This is a genomic window from Streptomyces sp. NPDC102441 (genome assembly GCF_044765585.1).
Classification (GTDB): domain Bacteria; phylum Actinomycetota; class Actinomycetes; order Streptomycetales; family Streptomycetaceae; genus Streptomyces.
Window position 1 is genome coordinate 562,167 of the sequence record NZ_JBIWKH010000002.1, and the last position, 16,133, is coordinate 578,299.

The following is a 16,133-nucleotide window of genomic DNA, read 5'->3' on the forward strand; positions in this document are numbered from 1 at the left end:
CGGGCGCGACGGAGGCGCGCCGGGTGCGCGAATCGGTCTGAGGGGCGGGGGCATTGTGAGTTCGGCCATTCCGGAGCGATGAGGGGTGCGGCACAGCTGTGCGGTTCGCGTAAGGACGCGGCTACGCGGCCCGCCAGCTCCCGGAGAGCGCAGGTCCGAGCTGGTCCAGATGGAGTTCGGTCAGTTCCCGGAGCGCGGCCGGCCCGGCGTCCTTCCGCCGGCCCCACAGCTGCCCGGTCATCCGCATCACCCCGGAGAACGCGGCGACGGCCACCCTGGGGCGCGGATCCGCCTCCGGGTCGAGCCCCTCACGCTCCGCGATCAGCACGGCGGTCTGATGCTCGAGGCCGATGTGGCGCCGCATGTGGGCGGCGTGCAGCGCGGGGGTCGATTCGATCATCCGGTAGGCGCGCATCTGGAGTTCGGCCGTGATGCCGTCGTCGTCGGCTTCGGTGAGGGTGCTCCAGGCGTTCTGGGCGGCCTGGCGCAGTGCCTCGAAAGGGGTCTCCGAGGCGGGACGTTGACGCAGCTCCGTGAGGAAGCGCGCGTCGATCGTCTCCTGGACGCCGAAGGCGACGGCCTCCTTGTTGGCGAAGTAGCGGAAGAAGGTGCGCTGGGAGACGTCGACGGCGTCGGTGATCTCGTCGACCGTCGTCCGCTCGTAGCCCTGCGTGGTGAAGAGCCTGAGGGCGGCGTGCACCAGGGCCTCGCGGGTGTGCCGCTTCTTGCGTTCGCGCAATCCGGTCAGGGTGCTCGGCAGGTGAACCCCGGGTGTCTGCCTGCATGTCACGTACCGGACCTCTTTTCGGTGCTTTTACCTGTTCAGCTCAGCTGTGAGCTACGTGACAGTTACTGTCCTGTGAATTGCTTTGTCAACTGTCAGTAGCTGACATAACGTCCTGGGTATGACTAGTCAGACCACTGTCGAGAAGGCACCGCGGGAGCCTGAAGACACCCCTGTTCCCGCACCGGTGAAGGGACTGCGCGGCCATCCCTGGCTGACGCTCTTCGCCGTCGCCATCGGCGTGATGATGGTGGCGCTCGACGGCACGATCGTCGCGATCGCCAACCCCGCCATCCAGCAGGACCTCGGCGCCTCGCTCGCCGACGTCCAGTGGATCACCAACGGCTACATGCTCGCCCTCGCGGTCTCCCTGATCACCGCGGGCAAGCTCGGTGACCGTTTCGGCCACCGGCAGACCTTCCTGATAGGCATCGCGGGCTTCGCCGCCGCCTCGGCGGCGATCGGCCTCTCCCAGGGCGTGACCCTGGTGATCGTCTTCCGGGTGCTCCAGGGCCTCTTCGGCGCCCTGCTGATGCCGGCGGCGCTCGGCCTGCTGCGCGCCACCTTCCCCGCCGAGAAGCTGAACATGGCGATCGGCATCTGGGGCATGGTGATCGGTGCCTCGACCGCGGGCGGCCCCATCCTCGGCGGTGTGCTCGTGGAGCACGTCAGCTGGCAGTCCGTCTTCTTCATCAATGTGCCGGTCGGCGTGCTCGCGCTCGTCTTCGGCCTGGTGATCCTGAAGGACCACCGCGCCGAGAACGCGCCCAGGTCCTTCGACATCGGCGGCATCGTGCTGCTGTCGCTGGCGATGTTCTGCCTGATCTGGTCGCTGATCAAGGGCTCCGAGTGGGGCTGGGGCGACCCGAAGACGATCGGCTTCATCGTCGCCGCCGTCGTCCTGTTCGCCGCGTTCGCGTTCACCCAGACGAAGGTCAGGGAGCCGCTGATCCCGCTGGCCATGTTCCGCTCCGTGCCGCTCTCGGCGGGTGTGGTGCTGATGGTGATGATGGCCTTCGCCTTCATGGGCGGGCTGTTCTTCGTGACCTTCTACCTGCAGAACGTGCACGGCATGAGCCCGGTCGACAGCGGTCTGCACCTGCTGCCGCTGACCGGAATGATGATCATCGGCTCGCCGCTCGCGGGCTTCGCCATCACCAAGCTCGGCCCGCGCGTCCCGCTGGTCGGCGGCATGGTGTTCACCGCGGTCGCCATGTTCGGCATGTCGCAGCTGAGCATCGGCACCAGCACGCCGACCATGTCCATCTGGTTCGGTCTGCTCGGTCTCGGCCTCGCCCCGGTGATGGTCGGGGCGACCGAGGTCATCGTCGGCAACGCCCCGATGGAGCTCTCCGGTGTCGCGGGCGGGCTCCAGCAGGCCGCCATGCAGGTCGGCGGAAGCCTCGGCACGGCAGTACTCGGCGCCGTCATGGCCGCCCAGGTCGACGCGAAGCTCGACGGCAACTGGAAGGCGGCGGGACTCCCGCCGGTCGATCCGGCGCAGCTGGACCAGGCGTCCGCCGCCATCAAGGTCGGCATGCCGCCGGTCGCCCCGGGCACCCCGCCGGAGATCGCGGCGAAGATCACGGGCGTAGCCCATGACACGTTCGTGTCGGGCATGAGCTCGGCCTTCATGGTCGCGGGCATCGTCGCGGTGGTCGCCGCCCTGGTCGCCATGCTGACCAAGCGCGGCACGAACGCCGAGGCGGGGATGGGCGCAGGCCACATCTGATCCCTCGGAGACACCTGGCCCACCCCGGGCAGTCCCTGGGGCCCAGGCGTCAACCCAGCGCAACCGACAGCCCCGCCGGACGGTTCCGGCGGGGCTGTCGCCTATCAGGGTGGTCCGCCCCTCAGCCCCTTCCCGGCCCGTACTTCCGCAGGTCAGAGTGCGGACATGGCGGGCCGCCCGGCTCGCCGGCACCACGTCGGCCAAGGTTCGCCCCGTCGGGCAGACCTCGGCCGGCGCGGCACTGGACCACGGGGGTAGATCACCATGCGTACGACCGTCCTAGCCGCCACCCTGGCGGCCACCGCACTCGTCCCGGCCACGGCACTGTCCTCGGACGCCGCGCCGGCCGCACACCACGGCCCCACCGGACAGGAGCGCCTCCGCGCCGCCCCGCAGACCGCTCCGGCAGGGCTCGCGCCCTGCGGTGCCGGGCAGCTCTGCCTCTGGGCGAAGCCCGACTTCGCCGGGGCCGCGCAGGTCCACGAGCTGTCCACCGTCGACATCGAGAGCTGCGTCCCCCTGCCGGCCGGCCACCAGGCCCAGGCGCTCGTCAACCGCACGGGCCGGCCCGTCACCACCTACCAGTCGGCCGAGTGCGCGGAGACCGGCGAGTTCGAGACGTACCCGGGCGGCGGCACCTGGGTGCCACGGTCGCCGTACGCGGTCCGGGCCTTCAAGATCTGGGAGAGCTGAGCGGCACTTCGGACGCCGTCCGCCGTCCGCCGGCTCCGTCTGCCGGCTCCGGCGGGCGGCGTCCTCAGCGGGCGGCGGCGACGAGGCCGTCCACCAGGGCCCGCAGACCGTTCAGATAGGTGTCCTGGGCGGTCAGGGTCTCCCACCGGCCGGCGGCCTGTGCCAGTCGGGGGAACTCGTCGGGGTCGAGATCCGTGAAGACCTCCTGCCGGAAGGTGGGGCGCTCGTCGTCCTCGCGCCGCCGGGCCGCCGCCGTCCGGATCATGATCTCCCCGGCGGTGTAGTGCCAGATCGCGCGGTACCCGTGCACGGCCCCGTCCAGGGACAGCCCGCACTCGACGAGCCCGTCCACGACCTGCTCGACGAACCAGAGCGCGGACCTGGACAGGAGGTCGTCGGCCGTCAGCACCTCGACGATCCATGGGCAGGCGGCCAGTGCCCCGTGCAACGCGTCCGCGGTGACCACGACCCGCTCACGCCGGTCGGCCGGCAGCTCGGGCCTGCGCAGCGCCCGCTTCGCGTAGTCGTCCAGGAGCAGGAGGAGCAGCCCCTCCTTGTCGGGGACGTGGTGGTAGAGCGCCATCGGCGTACTCCCGACCTCCGTGGCGACCCGTCGCATCGTGAGCCGCTCCACGCCCCCCTCCTCCATGATCCGGAGAGCCGCGTCGATGATCTCCTCCCGGGAGATCCGGGGCGGTCGGCCGGCGGTCTTGCGTGGTGCGGAGGGCTGCGGCATGCACCCATCGTCCCGCAGGTATCGACATCGCGTCCCTGCGGGGCTAGTTTTTATACATGTATAGAAACTCTTCGAGCCGCCCCAGGGCCGTGCTGGCTGCTGTCGCCGTCGCGCAGTTCGTCGTCGCCCTGGACATGGCGGTGGTCAATGTCGCGCTGCCCACCATCCGCTCCGCACTGGGGTTCGCGCCCCTCGACCTGTCCTGGGTGGTCCACGTCTACGCGCTCGCCTTCGGAGGGCTGCTGCTCCTGGGCGGACGCGCCTGCGACCTGTACGGGCGGCGCCGGCTCCTCATCCTGGGGCTGGCCGTCTTCGGGTTGTGCTCACTGGCGGGCGGACTGGCTCAGGCGCCCTGGCAGCTGATCGCGGCACGAGCCGGGCAGGGCATGGGCGCGGCGGCCGTCGCCCCCGCCGGCCTGGCCATGCTGATGACGACCTTCACCGAGGGCCCACGGCGCATCCGCGCGCTCGGGGTGTGGAGCGCGACGAACGCGGCAGGCGGCGCACTGGGCGTGCTCGCGGGCGGGCTGCTGACCGAGTACGCCGGCTGGCGCTGGGTCATGCTGGTCAACCTGCCCGTCGTCGCGGCGGCTCTCCTGTTGATTCCCGTGGGCATGCCGGCCGATGTTCCACCGGCCCCGCGCGAGCGGCTGGACGTGCTCGGAGCAGTGCTGGCGACCGGTGGCATCGGGCTGCTGGTCCTCGGTTTCGTGCGCACCGACGCACAGGGCTGGCTCTCGACCAGTACCTGGACGACCCTCGCCGCCGCGGCCGTACTGCTGGCCGCCTTCCTGTTCACGGAGTCCAGGGCCCCCGCGCCCCTCCTGCGCCTCGGGCTGCTCCGTGGACGATGGGTGGCCGGCGCCAACGTCCTCGTCTTCCTCGCGGCGGCCGGGCAGTTCTCGGCCTTCTACTTCGTGACCCTGTACATGCAACAGGTGCTCGACATGGGGGCCGCAGCGACCGGTGTCGCCTTCCTGCCTTTCTCTGTCGGCCTGATCGCCGGCACTGTCGCCGCCACCCGGATCATCTCGGCCCGCTCCCTGCGGTTCGCACTGGTGCCCGGTGCGCTCCTGGCCACCGCGGGCCTCGCCTGGTTCGCCCTCATCCGGCCGGACGGCGGCTTCCTCACGGACGTACTCGGCCCGTCCCTCCTCACCAGTGTCGGGGCGGGGCTCGTCCTGGCCCCGGTCGCCGCTGCCGGGACCACCGGCGTCTCCTCCCACGAGGCCGGCATGGCCTCCGGCCTGCTCAACAGCGCCCGCCAGCTCGGCGGGTGCGTCGGCCTGGCAGCTCTCGCGACCGTAGCGGCCCACCGCACCGGCGCGGGCAGCGATCCCGCGGCACTCAACCAGGGGTACTCACTCGGCCTGGCCGTCGGTGCCGCGCTCTTCCTGCTCGCCGCCGTCGTGGCGGCCGTCGTGCTGCCCCGCCGGCGGGCCGCCGCCCCCACCCCGCGAACCGCCCCCTCCGCGAAGGACCAACTGGAAGGAACACTGTCATGACGACGCAGCCCCTCGATCTGTTCGGCTCTGCCCTGCACTTCCACCCCGACGGCGCAGTCAGGGCCGCCGCACGGCAGATGACCACGAGCGACTCCGGTGCGTGGCAGATCGCCGCATTCCACGTGGAGACCGACGCCGACGTGCACGCCGACCAGTGGGAGATGCACCCGGAGGCGGAGGAGGCGGTGTGCTGCCTGTCCGGTGGCTTGCGCGTCCACTTCCGTCCCGCCGAGCCAGGGGGGACCGAGGAGGTGGTGCGGCTGTCCGGGGGATCCGCCGTGATCGTCGCCCGAGGCCGCTGGCACCGCCTGGAACTCGACTGCCCGAGCGACCTCATGTCGGTCACCCTCCGCCAGGGCACCCGCCTCGAACGGCGTGACGGCGCCTGATCCGACCCGGCGGAACGCCGAAGGGCGGCGGAGCCGTGAAGCTCCGCCGCCCCTATCGAGGAACCGTGTTCCTTACGCGTCGCCGCCCACCGCGCCGGGGCTCGCGGCGGCCACGTCCAGCAGCTCGTAGCGGTCCAGCGCCGTCTTCAGCGCCGAACGGTCGATCTTGCCTTCCTTCGCCAGCTCGGTCAGCACCGCCAGCACGATCGACTGCGCGTCGATGTGGAAGAAGCGGCGGGCCGCACCCCGGGTGTCGGCGAAGCCGAACCCGTCCGCACCCAGCGACTGGTACGCGCCGGGGACCCAGCGGGAGATCTGGTCGGGCACGGAACGCATCCAGTCGGAGACCGCCACGAACGGGCCCTCGGAGCCGGAGAGCTTCTGCGTCACATACGGGACGCGCTGCTCTTCCTCCGGGTGGAGCAGGTTGTGGCGCTCCAGCTCCACCGCCTCACGGCGCAGCTCGTTCCAGGAGGTCGCCGACCAGACGTCCGCCTTCACGTTCCACTCCTCGGCGAGGATCCGCTGGGCCTCGACCGCCCACGGGACGGCGACACCCGACGCCATGATCTGGGCGGGGATCTGGCCCTTCTCGCCGGCGCGGTAGCGGTGCACTCCCTTGAGGATGCCCTCGACATCCACATCGGCGGGCTCGGCGGGATGCTGGATCGGCTCGTTGTAGACGGTGAGGTAGTAGAAGACGTCCTCGTTCTCCTCGGGGGCCCCGCCGTACATCCGGCGCAGGCCGTCCTTGACGATGTGCGCGATCTCGTACCCGAACGCCGGGTCGTACGAGACACAGGCCGGGTTCGTCGACGCGAGCAGCTGTGAGTGGCCGTCCGCGTGCTGGAGGCCCTCACCGGTCAGCGTCGTACGGCCGGCGGTCGCGCCCAGGACGAATCCGCGCGCGAGCTGGTCGGCCATCTGCCAGAACTGGTCACCGGTGCGCTGGAAACCGAACATCGAGTAGAAGACGTACACCGGGATCAGCGGCTCGCCGTGCGTGGCGTACGCCGAACCGGCGGCGATCAGCGAGGCCGTGCAGCCGGCCTCGGAGATGCCGTCGTGCAGCATCTGACCGGTCGGCGACTCCTTGTACGCGAGGAGCAGCTCGCGGTCCACGGACTCGTACTGCTGGCCGAGCGGGTTGTAGATCTTCGCGCTCGGGAAGAACGCGTCCATGCCGAAGGTGCGGTACTCATCGGGTGCGATCAGCACGAAACGCTTGCCGATCTCCTTGTCCCGCATGAGGTCCTTCAGGACACGGACGAACGCCATGGTCGTGGCGATCGACTGCTGACCCGAACCCTTCTTCGCGGTCGCGTACGCCTTCTCGTCGGGGAGGGGCAGCGGCTTCGCACGCACCACACGCGTCGGGACGTAACCGCCCAGACCCTGGCGGCGGTCGTGCATGTACTGGATCTCCTCCGAGTCGCGGCCCGGGTGGTAGTACGGCGGGTTGCCGTCCTCCAGCTGCTTGTCCGCGATCGGGATGTGCAGGCGGTCACGGAAACGCTTGAGGTCGTCGGCCGTGAGCTTCTTCATCTGGTGGGTCGCGTTGCGGCCCTCGAAGTTCGGCCCGAGCGTCCAGCCCTTGACCGTCTGCGCCAGGATCACGGTCGGCTGGCCCTTGTGGGCCTTGGCCGCCGCGTACGCCGCGTAGACCTTCCGGTGGTCGTGGCCGCCGCGCCCCAGGTGCAGGATCTGGTGGTCGGACATGTCCTTGACCATCTCGCGCAGCCGCGGGTCGTCGCCGAAGAAGTGGTCGCGGATGTACGCCCCGGTCTCGGTGGCGTACGTCTGGAACTGGCCGTCCGGGGTCGTGTTCAGCCTGTTGACCAGGATGCCCGTGCGGTCCTGCGCGAGCAGCGGGTCCCAGGAGCGGTCCCAGACCAGCTTGATGACGTTCCAGCCGGCGCCGCGGAACTGCGACTCCAGCTCCTGGATGATCTTGCCGTTGCCGCGCACCGGTCCGTCGAGGCGCTGCAGGTTGCAGTTCACCACGAAGGTGAGGTTGTCCAGGCCCTCACGGGCGGCGATGGAGAGCTGGCCGAGGGACTCGGGCTCGTCCATCTCGCCGTCGCCGAGGTAGGCCCAGACGTGCGACTTGGAGGTGTCGGCGATGCCGCGTGCCTCCATGTAGCGGTTCATCCGCGCCTGGTAGATCGCACCGAGCGGGCCGAGGCCCATCGAGACGGTCGGGAACTCCCAGAAGTCCGGCATCGACCGCGGGTGCGGATAGCTGGACAGCGCGTGTCCCGCCTTCGACTTCTCCTGGCGGAAGCCGTCGAGCTGCGCCTCGCTCAGCCGGTCGAGCAGGAAGGCGCGGGCGTAGATGCCCGGGGACGCGTGTCCCTGGAAGAAGATCTGGTCGCCGCCGAGGCCGTCGTCCTTGCCGCGGAAGAAGTGGTTGAAGCCCACGTCGTACAGCGAGGCGGATGAGGCGAAGGTGGCGATGTGACCGCCGACACCGATCCCGGGACGCTGGGCGCGGGAGACCATCACCGCGGCGTTCCACCGGGTCGCGTTGAGGACCTTGCGCTCGATCTCCTCGTCGCCGGGGAAGAACGGCTCGTCCTTCGTGGCGATCGTGTTGATGTAGTCGGTGCTGCGCATCTCGGGCACGGCCACGCGCTTCTCTCGCGCGCGCTCGATGAGCCGGAGCATCAGATAGCGGGCCCGCTCACGGCCGCGCTCGTCGACGGCGGCGTCGAGGGAGTCGAGCCATTCCTGGGTCTCTTCAGGATCGAAGTCCGGGACCTGGCTCGGAAGGCCGCCAATGATGATCGGGTTGCGATCGGATCCGGAAGCCACGCTGTTCCTTCGCTGTTCGGTGGTGCTCTTCGGGGCCTGGTTGCGGGGAACGTACCCCCGGGCTGGCTGCTGTACGCCGCCTCCATCGTGTACCGCGAGGACCCAGACGTCATCTCTACCGTGGGGTAACCCAAGGTTCCCGGACGCCGTGTCCGGGCACCAGTACCAGCAGCGAGAGGGCGGTCCTGCCCAAACCGCAACCATACGCCCAACTCGGCCAAGCGTTCCCAAAGCCCGTTCGAATCCGAATGGTGGAGCGAAACGGCATAAGCTGAGGAAGGACGTAAAGGGTCCGGACACCATTTCCGGCCCCGCAGGAGACATGCCGGCACTTGCGGCGACGTGGCATGGAACGTCACCGTTTAGGCGGTCTCGCACACCGGGTACTTGCGCGATTCGCCGAGCCCGTGTGGACTACGGCCAATGCCCCGCGCACGCGCGTGGCTGAAGCATTTTCCGAAACATGATCAGGAGGCAACCCGTGAGCGCGACCGCGGACCACGCGGAGGAACGGACCAACACGGCCGCAAGGCTTGGGTTCGAACCCGGACAGGTGGTCCAGGAGATCGGCTACGACGACGACGTCGAGCAGGAGCTCCGTGAGGGCATTGAGGCCACAATCGGCCAGGAACTCGTCGACGAGGAGTACGACGACGTCGCTGACGTCGTCCTGCTCTGGTTCCGCGACGAGGACGGCGACCTTACGGACGCGCTGGTGGATGCCATTGGTCTGATCGAGGACGGTGGGGCGGTCTGGCTGCTGACGCCCAAGACCGGCCGCGACGGATACGTCGAGCCGAGCGACATCAACGAGGCTGCCCAGACAGCTGGTCTCGCCCAGACCAAGAGCATCAGCGCGGGTAAGGACTGGACGGGCAGCCGTCTGGTCACGCCCAAGGGGGCCCCGGCCAAGCGCTGAGAGCTCTTTCATCACCGAGACCCCCGACGGCACCACGCCGCCGGGGGTCTTCGTACGTGCCGGTGCGGACCTGCCCAGGTCCTTCTGCGGACGCTGCGTAGGGTGGGTGTCACCCGGACGGCCCAGACCGGGGAAGTGTGACGTTTGTGAAGGGATGCGTTTTACATGGCGATCGAGGCCGGCACGAAGGCTCCGGATTTTGAGCTGAAGGACAACCACGGGCGCACCGTGAAGCTCTCCGATTACCGTGGCGAGAAGAACGTGGTGCTGCTCTTCTACCCCTTCGCCTTCACCGGTGTCTGCACGGGGGAGCTGTGCGCGCTCCGCGACGAGCTGCCGAAATTCGAGAACGACGACACCCAGCTGCTCGCCGTCTCCAACGACTCGATCCACACCCTGCGTGTCTTCGCCGAGCAGGAGGGCCTCGAGTACCCGCTGCTCTCGGACTTCTGGCCGCACGGGGAGACCTCGCGGGCGTACGGAGTCTTCGACGAGGACAAGGGCTGCGCGGTGCGCGGCACGTTCATCATCGACAAGGAGGGCGTGGTCCGCTGGACGGTCGTCAACGGCCTGCCGGATGCGCGTGACCTGAACGACTACATCAAGGCGCTCGACTCGATCTGATTCCCGGAGGTCCCGGGGACCGGCCCCACGTGGGATCCGGGTCCGGGATGTGCGGGATCCGGGGTTTGCGAGCCGCCGGATCCGGGGATCTCCTGGCGGCGACCGGCCAAAAGCCTGTTTTGGCCGGGAACCGGTCACTAGGATCCAATCGTTGATCCTATGCCAACGCACGACGGGGGCGCTGGTGTCTGCCGGCCCTCTCAAAACTTTTGGAGGACTCGTGGGAGTCAGCCTCAGCAAGGGCGGCAACGTCTCGCTGACCAAGGCCGCGCCGAACCTGACGGCGGTCATCGTCGGTCTGGGCTGGGATGCCCGGACGACCACCGGCGGTGACTTCGACCTCGACGCCAGCGCTCTGCTGACGAACGCCGAGGGCAAGGTCGGCAGCGACGGGAATTTCGTCTTCTTCAACAACCTCAAGAGCCCCGACGGCTCGGTCGAGCACACCGGTGACAACCTCACCGGTGAGGGCGAGGGCGACGACGAGGTCATCAAGGTCAACCTGGCCGGTGTCCCGGCCGACGTCGACAAGATCGTCTTCCCGGTCTCGATCTACGAGGCCGAGAGCCGTCAGCAGAGCTTCGGCCAGGTGCGCAACGCCTACATCCGCGTGGTGAACGAGGCGGACAACACCGAGCTCGCCCGTTACGACCTGAGCGAGGACGCCTCGACGGAGACCGCCATGGTCTTCGGCGAGCTCTACCGCAACGGCGCGGAGTGGAAGTTCCGCGCCATCGGCCAGGGGTATGCCTCGGGCCTGCGCGGCATCGCGCAGGACTTCGGCGTCAACGTCTGAGCCGGTCCGGAGAGCCCTCCGGACACCTTCAGCTCCATCGCGTCCGGCGTCGCACCACGGTGCGACGCCGGACGTGCTCGGCAGAGCGCCCCGCGCCCGTCAGGCGCCTGTGCCGGGCCGCAACGAGGTCGTAAGACCGTCCATCGACTCGGGGAGGACACACCATGGGCGTCACGCTCGCCAAGGGAGGCAATGTCTCCCTCTCCAAGGCCGCACCCAATCTCACCCAGGTACTGGTGGGGCTCGGCTGGGACGCACGATCCACGACGGGAGCCGACTTCGACCTCGACGCCAGCGCACTGCTGTGCCAGTCGGGCCGGGTCCTCGGCGACGAGTGGTTCGTGTTCTACAACAACCTCACCAGCCCCGACGGCTCCGTCGAGCACACCGGCGACAACCTCACGGGGGAGGGCGAGGGCGACGACGAGTCCGTCATCGTGAACCTCACGCAGGTGCCGGCCCACTGCGACAAGATTCTTTTCCCGGTTTCCATCCATGAAGCCGACAATCGTGGGCAGACCTTCGGGCAGGTGGCCAATGCCTTCATCCGCGTGGTGAACCAGGCGGACGGCCAGGAGCTGGCACGGTACGACCTCAGTGAGGACGCGTCGACGGAGACGGCGATGATCTTCGGTGAGCTCTACCGATATGGCGGCGAGTGGAAATTCCGTGCAGTCGGGCAGGGGTACGCGTCAGGGCTCCGGGGCATCGCTCTAGACTTCGGGGTCAACGTTTCGTAAAGCCGCGCACGGCGCGGGGGAACCCCTTACCCAACCGGGGGAGACCCGTTACATACACGATGGGGTAGCCAGTGCTTCTGAAAACCTTCGGCTGGTCGTTCGCGATTACCGCGCTCGGCCTGGTCGCAGCGGTGTTCTACGGGGGGTGGCAGGCGTTCGGCGTAGTCGCGATCCTGTCGGTCCTGGAGATCTCGCTGTCCTTCGACAACGCGGTGATCAACGCCGGAATCCTGAAGAAGATGAGTGCCTTCTGGCAGAAGATCTTCCTCACCGTCGGTGTTCTCATCGCGGTCTTCGGTATGCGGCTGGTGTTCCCCGTCGTGATCGTGGCCATCAGTGCTCAGCTGGGGCCGATCGAGGCCATCGACCTCTCGTTCAACGACCCCGACAGGTACAAGGAACTGGTGACGGACGCCCATCCGTCGATCGCCGCGTTCGGTGGAATGTTCCTGCTCATGATCTTCCTCGACTTCATTTTCGAGGACCGTGACATCCAGTGGCTGCGCTGGATCGAGCGTCCGCTCGCCAAGCTCGGCAAGGTCGACATGCTGTCGGTCTGCGTCGCCCTGATCGTCCTGCTGATCGCGGCCCTGACGTTCGCGACCCACGCGCACCAGCACGGCGGCGGGCACGCCGACAAGGCGTCGACCGTCATGCTCTCCGGCATCGCGGGCCTCATCACCTACCTCGTGGTCGGCGGTCTCTCCGGATTCTTCGAGAACAAGCTCGAGGAGGAGGAAGAGCGCGAGCACGAGGCCGAGGAAGAGGCCAGGAAGTCCGGCAAGTCCCCCTCCGCGGTGGTCCTCGCCGGCAAGGCCGCGTTCTTCATGTTCCTCTACCTCGAGGTCCTCGACGCGTCCTTCTCGTTCGACGGTGTCATCGGCGCCTTCGCCATCACCAACGAGATCGTCCTGATGGCGCTCGGCCTCGGCATCGGCGCCATGTACGTCCGTTCGCTCACCGTGTACCTGGTCCGCCAGGGCACCCTGGACGACTACGTCTACCTGGAGCACGGCGCGCACTACGCGATCGGCGCCCTGTCGGTCATCCTGCTCGTCACCATCCAGTACGAGATCAACGAGCTCATCACCGGTTCCGTCGGGGTCATCCTGATCGGCTGGTCCTTCTGGTCCTCGGTGCGGCGCAACAAGGCCATCGCCGCGGCCGGCGGCGATTCCAAGGTGGAAGTGTCCTCCGGGGTGTGACCCGGTAGGGATTGAGGAACGCTCTCTCTGTGGGGCGGCCACGGCGGCGGTTCTCCGGGAACACCCGGACCCGGCCCGGCGGCCGCCCCGCAGTGACGTGCGGGGCGTGCGGGGTCGGGCGGTACTACCGATACATGTGGGGGGTTGGGATGGCCTTCTGGGACGGCCTGTTTCCGCGGCGGGCCGCGCAGTTCGAGTCGGGTAACTCCGCGACGAACTCGATCGTGCTGTCCAAGCGCAATGCCACGGTCTCGCTGAACAAGCAGGGCGCGCTGTCGGGCAATCTGCGCGTCAACCTGTCATGGCGCATGCGTACGTCGGACATCGGCGGAAGGTCGCGGGAGGGCGGCCGGCTGCTGCGTCCGCTGAAGCTCTTCCAGCCGGACGTGGTCCAGGCGCACACCCAGGGCATGGTCAACGTCGACCTGGACCTGGGCTGCATGTACGAACTGGCGGACGGGACGAAGGGTGTGGTGCAGCCCCTGGGCAACCTCATCGGCGACCTGAACGCGGCGCCGTACATCAGGCTCAGCGGCGACGACCGTTTCGGGGCGCCGTCGGGCGAGACCGTCTATGTGAACCTCGACAAGCGCGACGAGATCAAGCGCCTGCTGTTCTTCGTGTACATCTACGACCAGACCCCCGCCTTCGACCGTACGCACGCCAAGGTGACGCTCTATCCGGGCAACGGCCCGCGCATCGAGATCGAGCTGGACGAACGGGCCCCGCAGGCCCGCTCCTGCGCGGTGTTCACCGTGGAGAACGTCAAGGGCGAGCTGATCGTGCGCAGGGAGGTGAAGTTCGTCTACGGCTTCCAGTCGGAGCTGGACCGGATGTACGGCTTCGGCATGCAGTGGGGACGCGGCTACAAGACTCGGACCTGAGTGCGCACCGTGAAGGGCGGCCGCGCCTCCGGTTCACGGCCGGAGGAACTGCGGGCCCTGCGGGGGAAGCACGAAATTCGGGTCGGCGGCGTGCGCCGCCGCCGCGGCAGGCTGCGGGTAGCCGTACGCCGGCTGGGGATAGCCGTATGCGGGCTGAGCGGCCGCCGCGGGCTGTTGCGGGTAGCCATAGGCCGGCTGGGGCGTCACGGAAGGCTGCGGGTAGCCGTATGCGGGCTGCTGGTGCAGGACCGTGGCCTGGGAGTCGGGAGCGGGCTGCTGGTGCTGCACCGTGGCCTGGGACTCCGGTGCGGGCGCGGTGGCCTCCGGGGCGGACACGTCGGGAGTGCTGGGCACGGCCGGCGGGCCGGCCTCGGAGGCCGCTTCGGCCTCGTCCACCGAGATCCCGAAGGCTGTGGCCAGTCCGACGAGGCCCGTCGGGTACCCCTGCCCCACCGCGCGGAACTTCCAGCCGTCACCACGCCGGTAGAGCTCGCCGCAGATCACGGCGGTCTCCTCGCCGGTCTCCGCCCGCACATCGAACTCCGCGAGCGGCTCACCGTCGGCGGACGCCGCATCGTACAGCGATATCCGCAGGTCCGTCACGCGTTCGAACGCCGCCTCGTCGCAGGACGCGGCGATCACCACCTGGTCCACGGACGGGTCGAGCGAGGAGAGATCCGCCTCGATCGTGTCCGTGAGCCCTTCGGGGGCGCTGCGCTTGGGCAGACGCCGCACGAGGCCCGAAGGGTGCCGTGGCTGGTTGTAGAAGACGAAGTCCTCATCGGAACGCACCTGACCGGAGGGGTCGATCAGCAGGGCGGAGGCGTCCACATCAGGGACCCCGGCGCCCGGGGTCCAGCGCAGCACGGCCCGTACGGCCATGGCATCGAGTGGGACGTTCGAGCCCTTCAGCATCGCGTGCGTCATGGCGGTCATCCTGCCTGCTGGGGGGGCGTCCGGACAACGCGGGGGTACGAACCAGTAGGCCAGGCACTGTTCGCGGGGGGCACGCAGGCGCGCCGCGCGGGGTGTGAGATACGCCGGGGACACCTGAAGTTCATAGGGACGGGGAACCGGCGACACCTGTCCGAACGTACTATTACCGGCCATACGGTTGTCCGGTCCATCAGGCAGTACGGGGGATTAGCATGCGTCATTTCGGGCATATCTCGCCCGCTGTCCGGGAGGGTCTGTTCTTCAGGGAGCCGTGCGAATTCGACGCGGGTTCCCCCTCCCGCACGCTGTCCGCGGCCCTGGGAGCCACGCTCTACAGCCCCGCGACCCGGCCCGGTCTGGCCGGGGACGTGATCAAGCTGCGCGGTCAGGGAGTCGTCTCCATGGTGCTCTGCCTGGAGGATTCCATCGACGACGCCGAAGTGATCGGCGCCGAGGCCAACCTGGTCCGTCAGTTCGCCGACCTCGACACGCGGGACGCCGATGTGCCGCTGCTCTTCATCAGGGTCCGTGAGCCGGAGCAGATCTCCGACCTCGTGCGGCGGCTCGGCAGCTCCGTCCGACTGTTGTCCGGATTCGTACTTCCGAAATTCACGGAGGAGCGGGGGGAGCTCTTCCTGGAGGCCCTCACCGCGTCCGAAGCGCACAGCGGACACCGGCTCTTCGCGATGCCCGTACTCGAATCGCCCGAGCTGCTGCACCTGGAGACCAGGGGCGAGACCCTGCGGGGAATCGCCCGCACCGTCGACAAGCACCGCGAGCGCGTCCTGGCGCTACGGCTCGGCGTCACCGACTTCTGCTCCGCCTACGGCCTGCGCCGGGCCCCCGACATGACGGCGTACGACGTCCAGATCGTCGGCGCCGTCATCGGTGACGTCGTCAACGTGCTGGGCCGGGCGGACGGCACCGGCTTCACCATCACCGGGCCCGTGTGGGAGTACTTCCGGCTCCAGGAGCGGATGTTCAAGCCACAGCTGCGCCGCAGCCCCTTCATGGGCCAGGCCGAGGAGCTGCGCACCGCGCTCATCGAGCACGACCTCGACGGGCTGCTGCGCGAGATCGAGCTCGACCGGGCCAACGGGCTGCTGGGCAAGACCTGCATCCATCCCTCCCACGTCCTGCCCGTGCACGCGCTGTCGGTCGTCAGCCACGAGGAGTACAGCGACGCGGAGGACATCCTGCGGCCTGAGCGGGGCGGCGGCGGAGTGCTGCGCTCCGCCTACACGAACAAGATGAACGAAGTGAAGCCCCACCGTGCCTGGGCCGAGCGGACCCTGATGCGGGGAGAGGTCTTCGGCGTCGCCCGCGAGGACATCGGGTTCGTGGATCTCCTGGCCGCCGGTGTGACGGCCTGAGCG

15 protein-coding genes are annotated in these 16,133 nt (G+C 68.8%); 11 read left to right on the forward strand and 4 right to left on the reverse strand.

The annotated features are described in order from the left end of the window. Positions 1 to 121: 121 nt before the first annotated feature. Entirely contained in the window at positions 122 to 739 is a 618-nt protein-coding gene (locus ACIREO_RS06085) for a TetR family transcriptional regulator (RefSeq protein ID WP_404105658.1), read from the reverse strand. A gap of 166 nt (positions 740 to 905) precedes the next feature. Here ACIREO_RS06085 and ACIREO_RS06090 point away from each other — a divergent pair, with 166 nt between their 5' ends. Further along, the gene (locus tag ACIREO_RS06090) at positions 906 to 2,516 is read left to right on the forward strand and encodes an MFS transporter (RefSeq protein WP_404105661.1); all 1,611 of its coding nucleotides are present in this window, start codon (positions 906 to 908) and stop codon (positions 2,514 to 2,516) included. A 264-nt stretch (positions 2,517 to 2,780) separates the two neighbouring features. Then, positions 2,781 to 3,209, forward strand: a complete 429-nt coding sequence (locus ACIREO_RS06095; protein ID WP_404105664.1) for a peptidase inhibitor family I36 protein — start codon at positions 2,781 to 2,783, stop codon at positions 3,207 to 3,209. Between the two features lie 64 nt (positions 3,210 to 3,273). Here the strand turns inward: ACIREO_RS06095 and ACIREO_RS06100 are convergent, their stop codons facing one another. Continuing rightward, positions 3,274 to 3,945: a TetR/AcrR family transcriptional regulator gene (locus ACIREO_RS06100; RefSeq protein ID WP_404105667.1), complete on the reverse strand. Its 672-nt coding sequence runs from the start codon at positions 3,943 to 3,945 to the stop codon at positions 3,274 to 3,276. 56 nt (positions 3,946 to 4,001) lie between these two features. Between ACIREO_RS06100 and ACIREO_RS06105 the strand changes: the two genes are divergently transcribed. Both ACIREO_RS06105 and ACIREO_RS06110 read left to right on the forward strand, forming a co-directional pair. Then, positions 4,002 to 5,450: an MFS transporter gene (locus tag ACIREO_RS06105; RefSeq protein WP_404105670.1), complete on the forward strand. Its 1,449-nt coding sequence runs from the start codon at positions 4,002 to 4,004 to the stop codon at positions 5,448 to 5,450. Beyond that, positions 5,447 to 5,839 (forward strand): cupin, encoded by a 393-nt coding sequence (locus tag ACIREO_RS06110; protein WP_404105673.1) that lies wholly within the window; start codon positions 5,447 to 5,449, stop codon positions 5,837 to 5,839. Before ACIREO_RS06105 ends, ACIREO_RS06110 begins: the two co-directional genes overlap by 4 nt. A gap of 72 nt (positions 5,840 to 5,911) precedes the next feature. On the opposite strand, the gene aceE is transcribed toward ACIREO_RS06110, so the two are convergent. Further along, positions 5,912 to 8,653, reverse strand: a complete 2,742-nt coding sequence (gene aceE / locus ACIREO_RS06115) for a pyruvate dehydrogenase (acetyl-transferring), homodimeric type (RefSeq protein ID WP_404105675.1) — start codon at positions 8,651 to 8,653, stop codon at positions 5,912 to 5,914. A gap of 481 nt (positions 8,654 to 9,134) precedes the next feature. Between aceE and ACIREO_RS06120 the strand changes: the two genes are divergently transcribed. The 6 genes from ACIREO_RS06120 (at position 9,135) to ACIREO_RS06145 (ending at position 13,821) form a co-directional block, all read left to right on the forward strand. Further along, positions 9,135 to 9,572 carry a DUF3052 domain-containing protein gene (locus ACIREO_RS06120; protein ID WP_404105678.1) on the forward strand — a complete coding sequence of 146 codons (438 nt, stop codon included), beginning with the start codon at positions 9,135 to 9,137 and terminating at the stop codon, positions 9,570 to 9,572. 165 nt (positions 9,573 to 9,737) lie between these two features. Next, positions 9,738 to 10,196 carry a peroxiredoxin gene (locus ACIREO_RS06125; protein WP_404105680.1) on the forward strand — a complete coding sequence of 153 codons (459 nt, stop codon included), beginning with the start codon at positions 9,738 to 9,740 and terminating at the stop codon, positions 10,194 to 10,196. 220 nt (positions 10,197 to 10,416) lie between these two features. Then, entirely contained in the window at positions 10,417 to 10,992 is a 576-nt protein-coding gene (locus ACIREO_RS06130; protein ID WP_404105683.1) for a TerD family protein, read from the forward strand. A gap of 164 nt (positions 10,993 to 11,156) precedes the next feature. After that, positions 11,157 to 11,732: a TerD family protein gene (locus ACIREO_RS06135; protein ID WP_322985414.1), complete on the forward strand. Its 576-nt coding sequence runs from the start codon at positions 11,157 to 11,159 to the stop codon at positions 11,730 to 11,732. A 71-nt stretch (positions 11,733 to 11,803) separates the two neighbouring features. Beyond that, a complete protein-coding gene (locus ACIREO_RS06140) occupies positions 11,804 to 12,937 on the forward strand; it encodes a DUF475 domain-containing protein (protein ID WP_404105686.1) in 1,134 nt (377 codons plus the stop codon). 149 nt (positions 12,938 to 13,086) lie between these two features. Further along, a complete protein-coding gene (locus ACIREO_RS06145) occupies positions 13,087 to 13,821 on the forward strand; it encodes a Tellurium resistance (protein WP_404105689.1) in 735 nt (244 codons plus the stop codon). Between the two features lie 33 nt (positions 13,822 to 13,854). On the opposite strand, the gene ACIREO_RS06150 is transcribed toward ACIREO_RS06145, so the two are convergent. Then, positions 13,855 to 14,748 carry a TerD family protein gene (locus ACIREO_RS06150; protein ID WP_404105691.1) on the reverse strand — a complete coding sequence of 298 codons (894 nt, stop codon included), beginning with the start codon at positions 14,746 to 14,748 and terminating at the stop codon, positions 13,855 to 13,857. A gap of 221 nt (positions 14,749 to 14,969) precedes the next feature. Here ACIREO_RS06150 and ACIREO_RS06155 point away from each other — a divergent pair, with 221 nt between their 5' ends. Beyond that, positions 14,970 to 16,130, forward strand: coding sequence for an HpcH/HpaI aldolase/citrate lyase family protein (locus ACIREO_RS06155; RefSeq protein ID WP_404105693.1), 1,161 nt, complete (start codon positions 14,970 to 14,972; stop codon positions 16,128 to 16,130). Positions 16,131 to 16,133 lie beyond the last annotated feature (3 nt).

Coding starts and splice junctions, on each gene's coding strand:
- ACIREO_RS06150 (WP_404105691.1), bottom strand. CDS start 14,748: ATGACGCACGCGATGCTGAAGGGCTCGAACGTCCCACTCGATGCCATG.
- ACIREO_RS06090 (WP_404105661.1), top strand. CDS start 906: ATGACTAGTCAGACCACTGTCGAGAAGGCACCGCGGGAGCCTGAAGAC.
- ACIREO_RS06125 (WP_404105680.1), top strand. CDS start 9,738: ATGGCGATCGAGGCCGGCACGAAGGCTCCGGATTTTGAGCTGAAGGAC.
- ACIREO_RS06145 (WP_404105689.1), top strand. CDS start 13,087: ATGGCCTTCTGGGACGGCCTGTTTCCGCGGCGGGCCGCGCAGTTCGAG.
- ACIREO_RS06110 (WP_404105673.1), top strand. CDS start 5,447: ATGACGACGCAGCCCCTCGATCTGTTCGGCTCTGCCCTGCACTTCCAC.
- ACIREO_RS06155 (WP_404105693.1), top strand. CDS start 14,970: ATGCGTCATTTCGGGCATATCTCGCCCGCTGTCCGGGAGGGTCTGTTC.
- ACIREO_RS06100 (WP_404105667.1), bottom strand. CDS start 3,945: ATGCCGCAGCCCTCCGCACCACGCAAGACCGCCGGCCGACCGCCCCGG.
- ACIREO_RS06135 (WP_322985414.1), top strand. CDS start 11,157: ATGGGCGTCACGCTCGCCAAGGGAGGCAATGTCTCCCTCTCCAAGGCC.
- ACIREO_RS06105 (WP_404105670.1), top strand. CDS start 4,002: ATGTATAGAAACTCTTCGAGCCGCCCCAGGGCCGTGCTGGCTGCTGTC.
- ACIREO_RS06095 (WP_404105664.1), top strand. CDS start 2,781: ATGCGTACGACCGTCCTAGCCGCCACCCTGGCGGCCACCGCACTCGTC.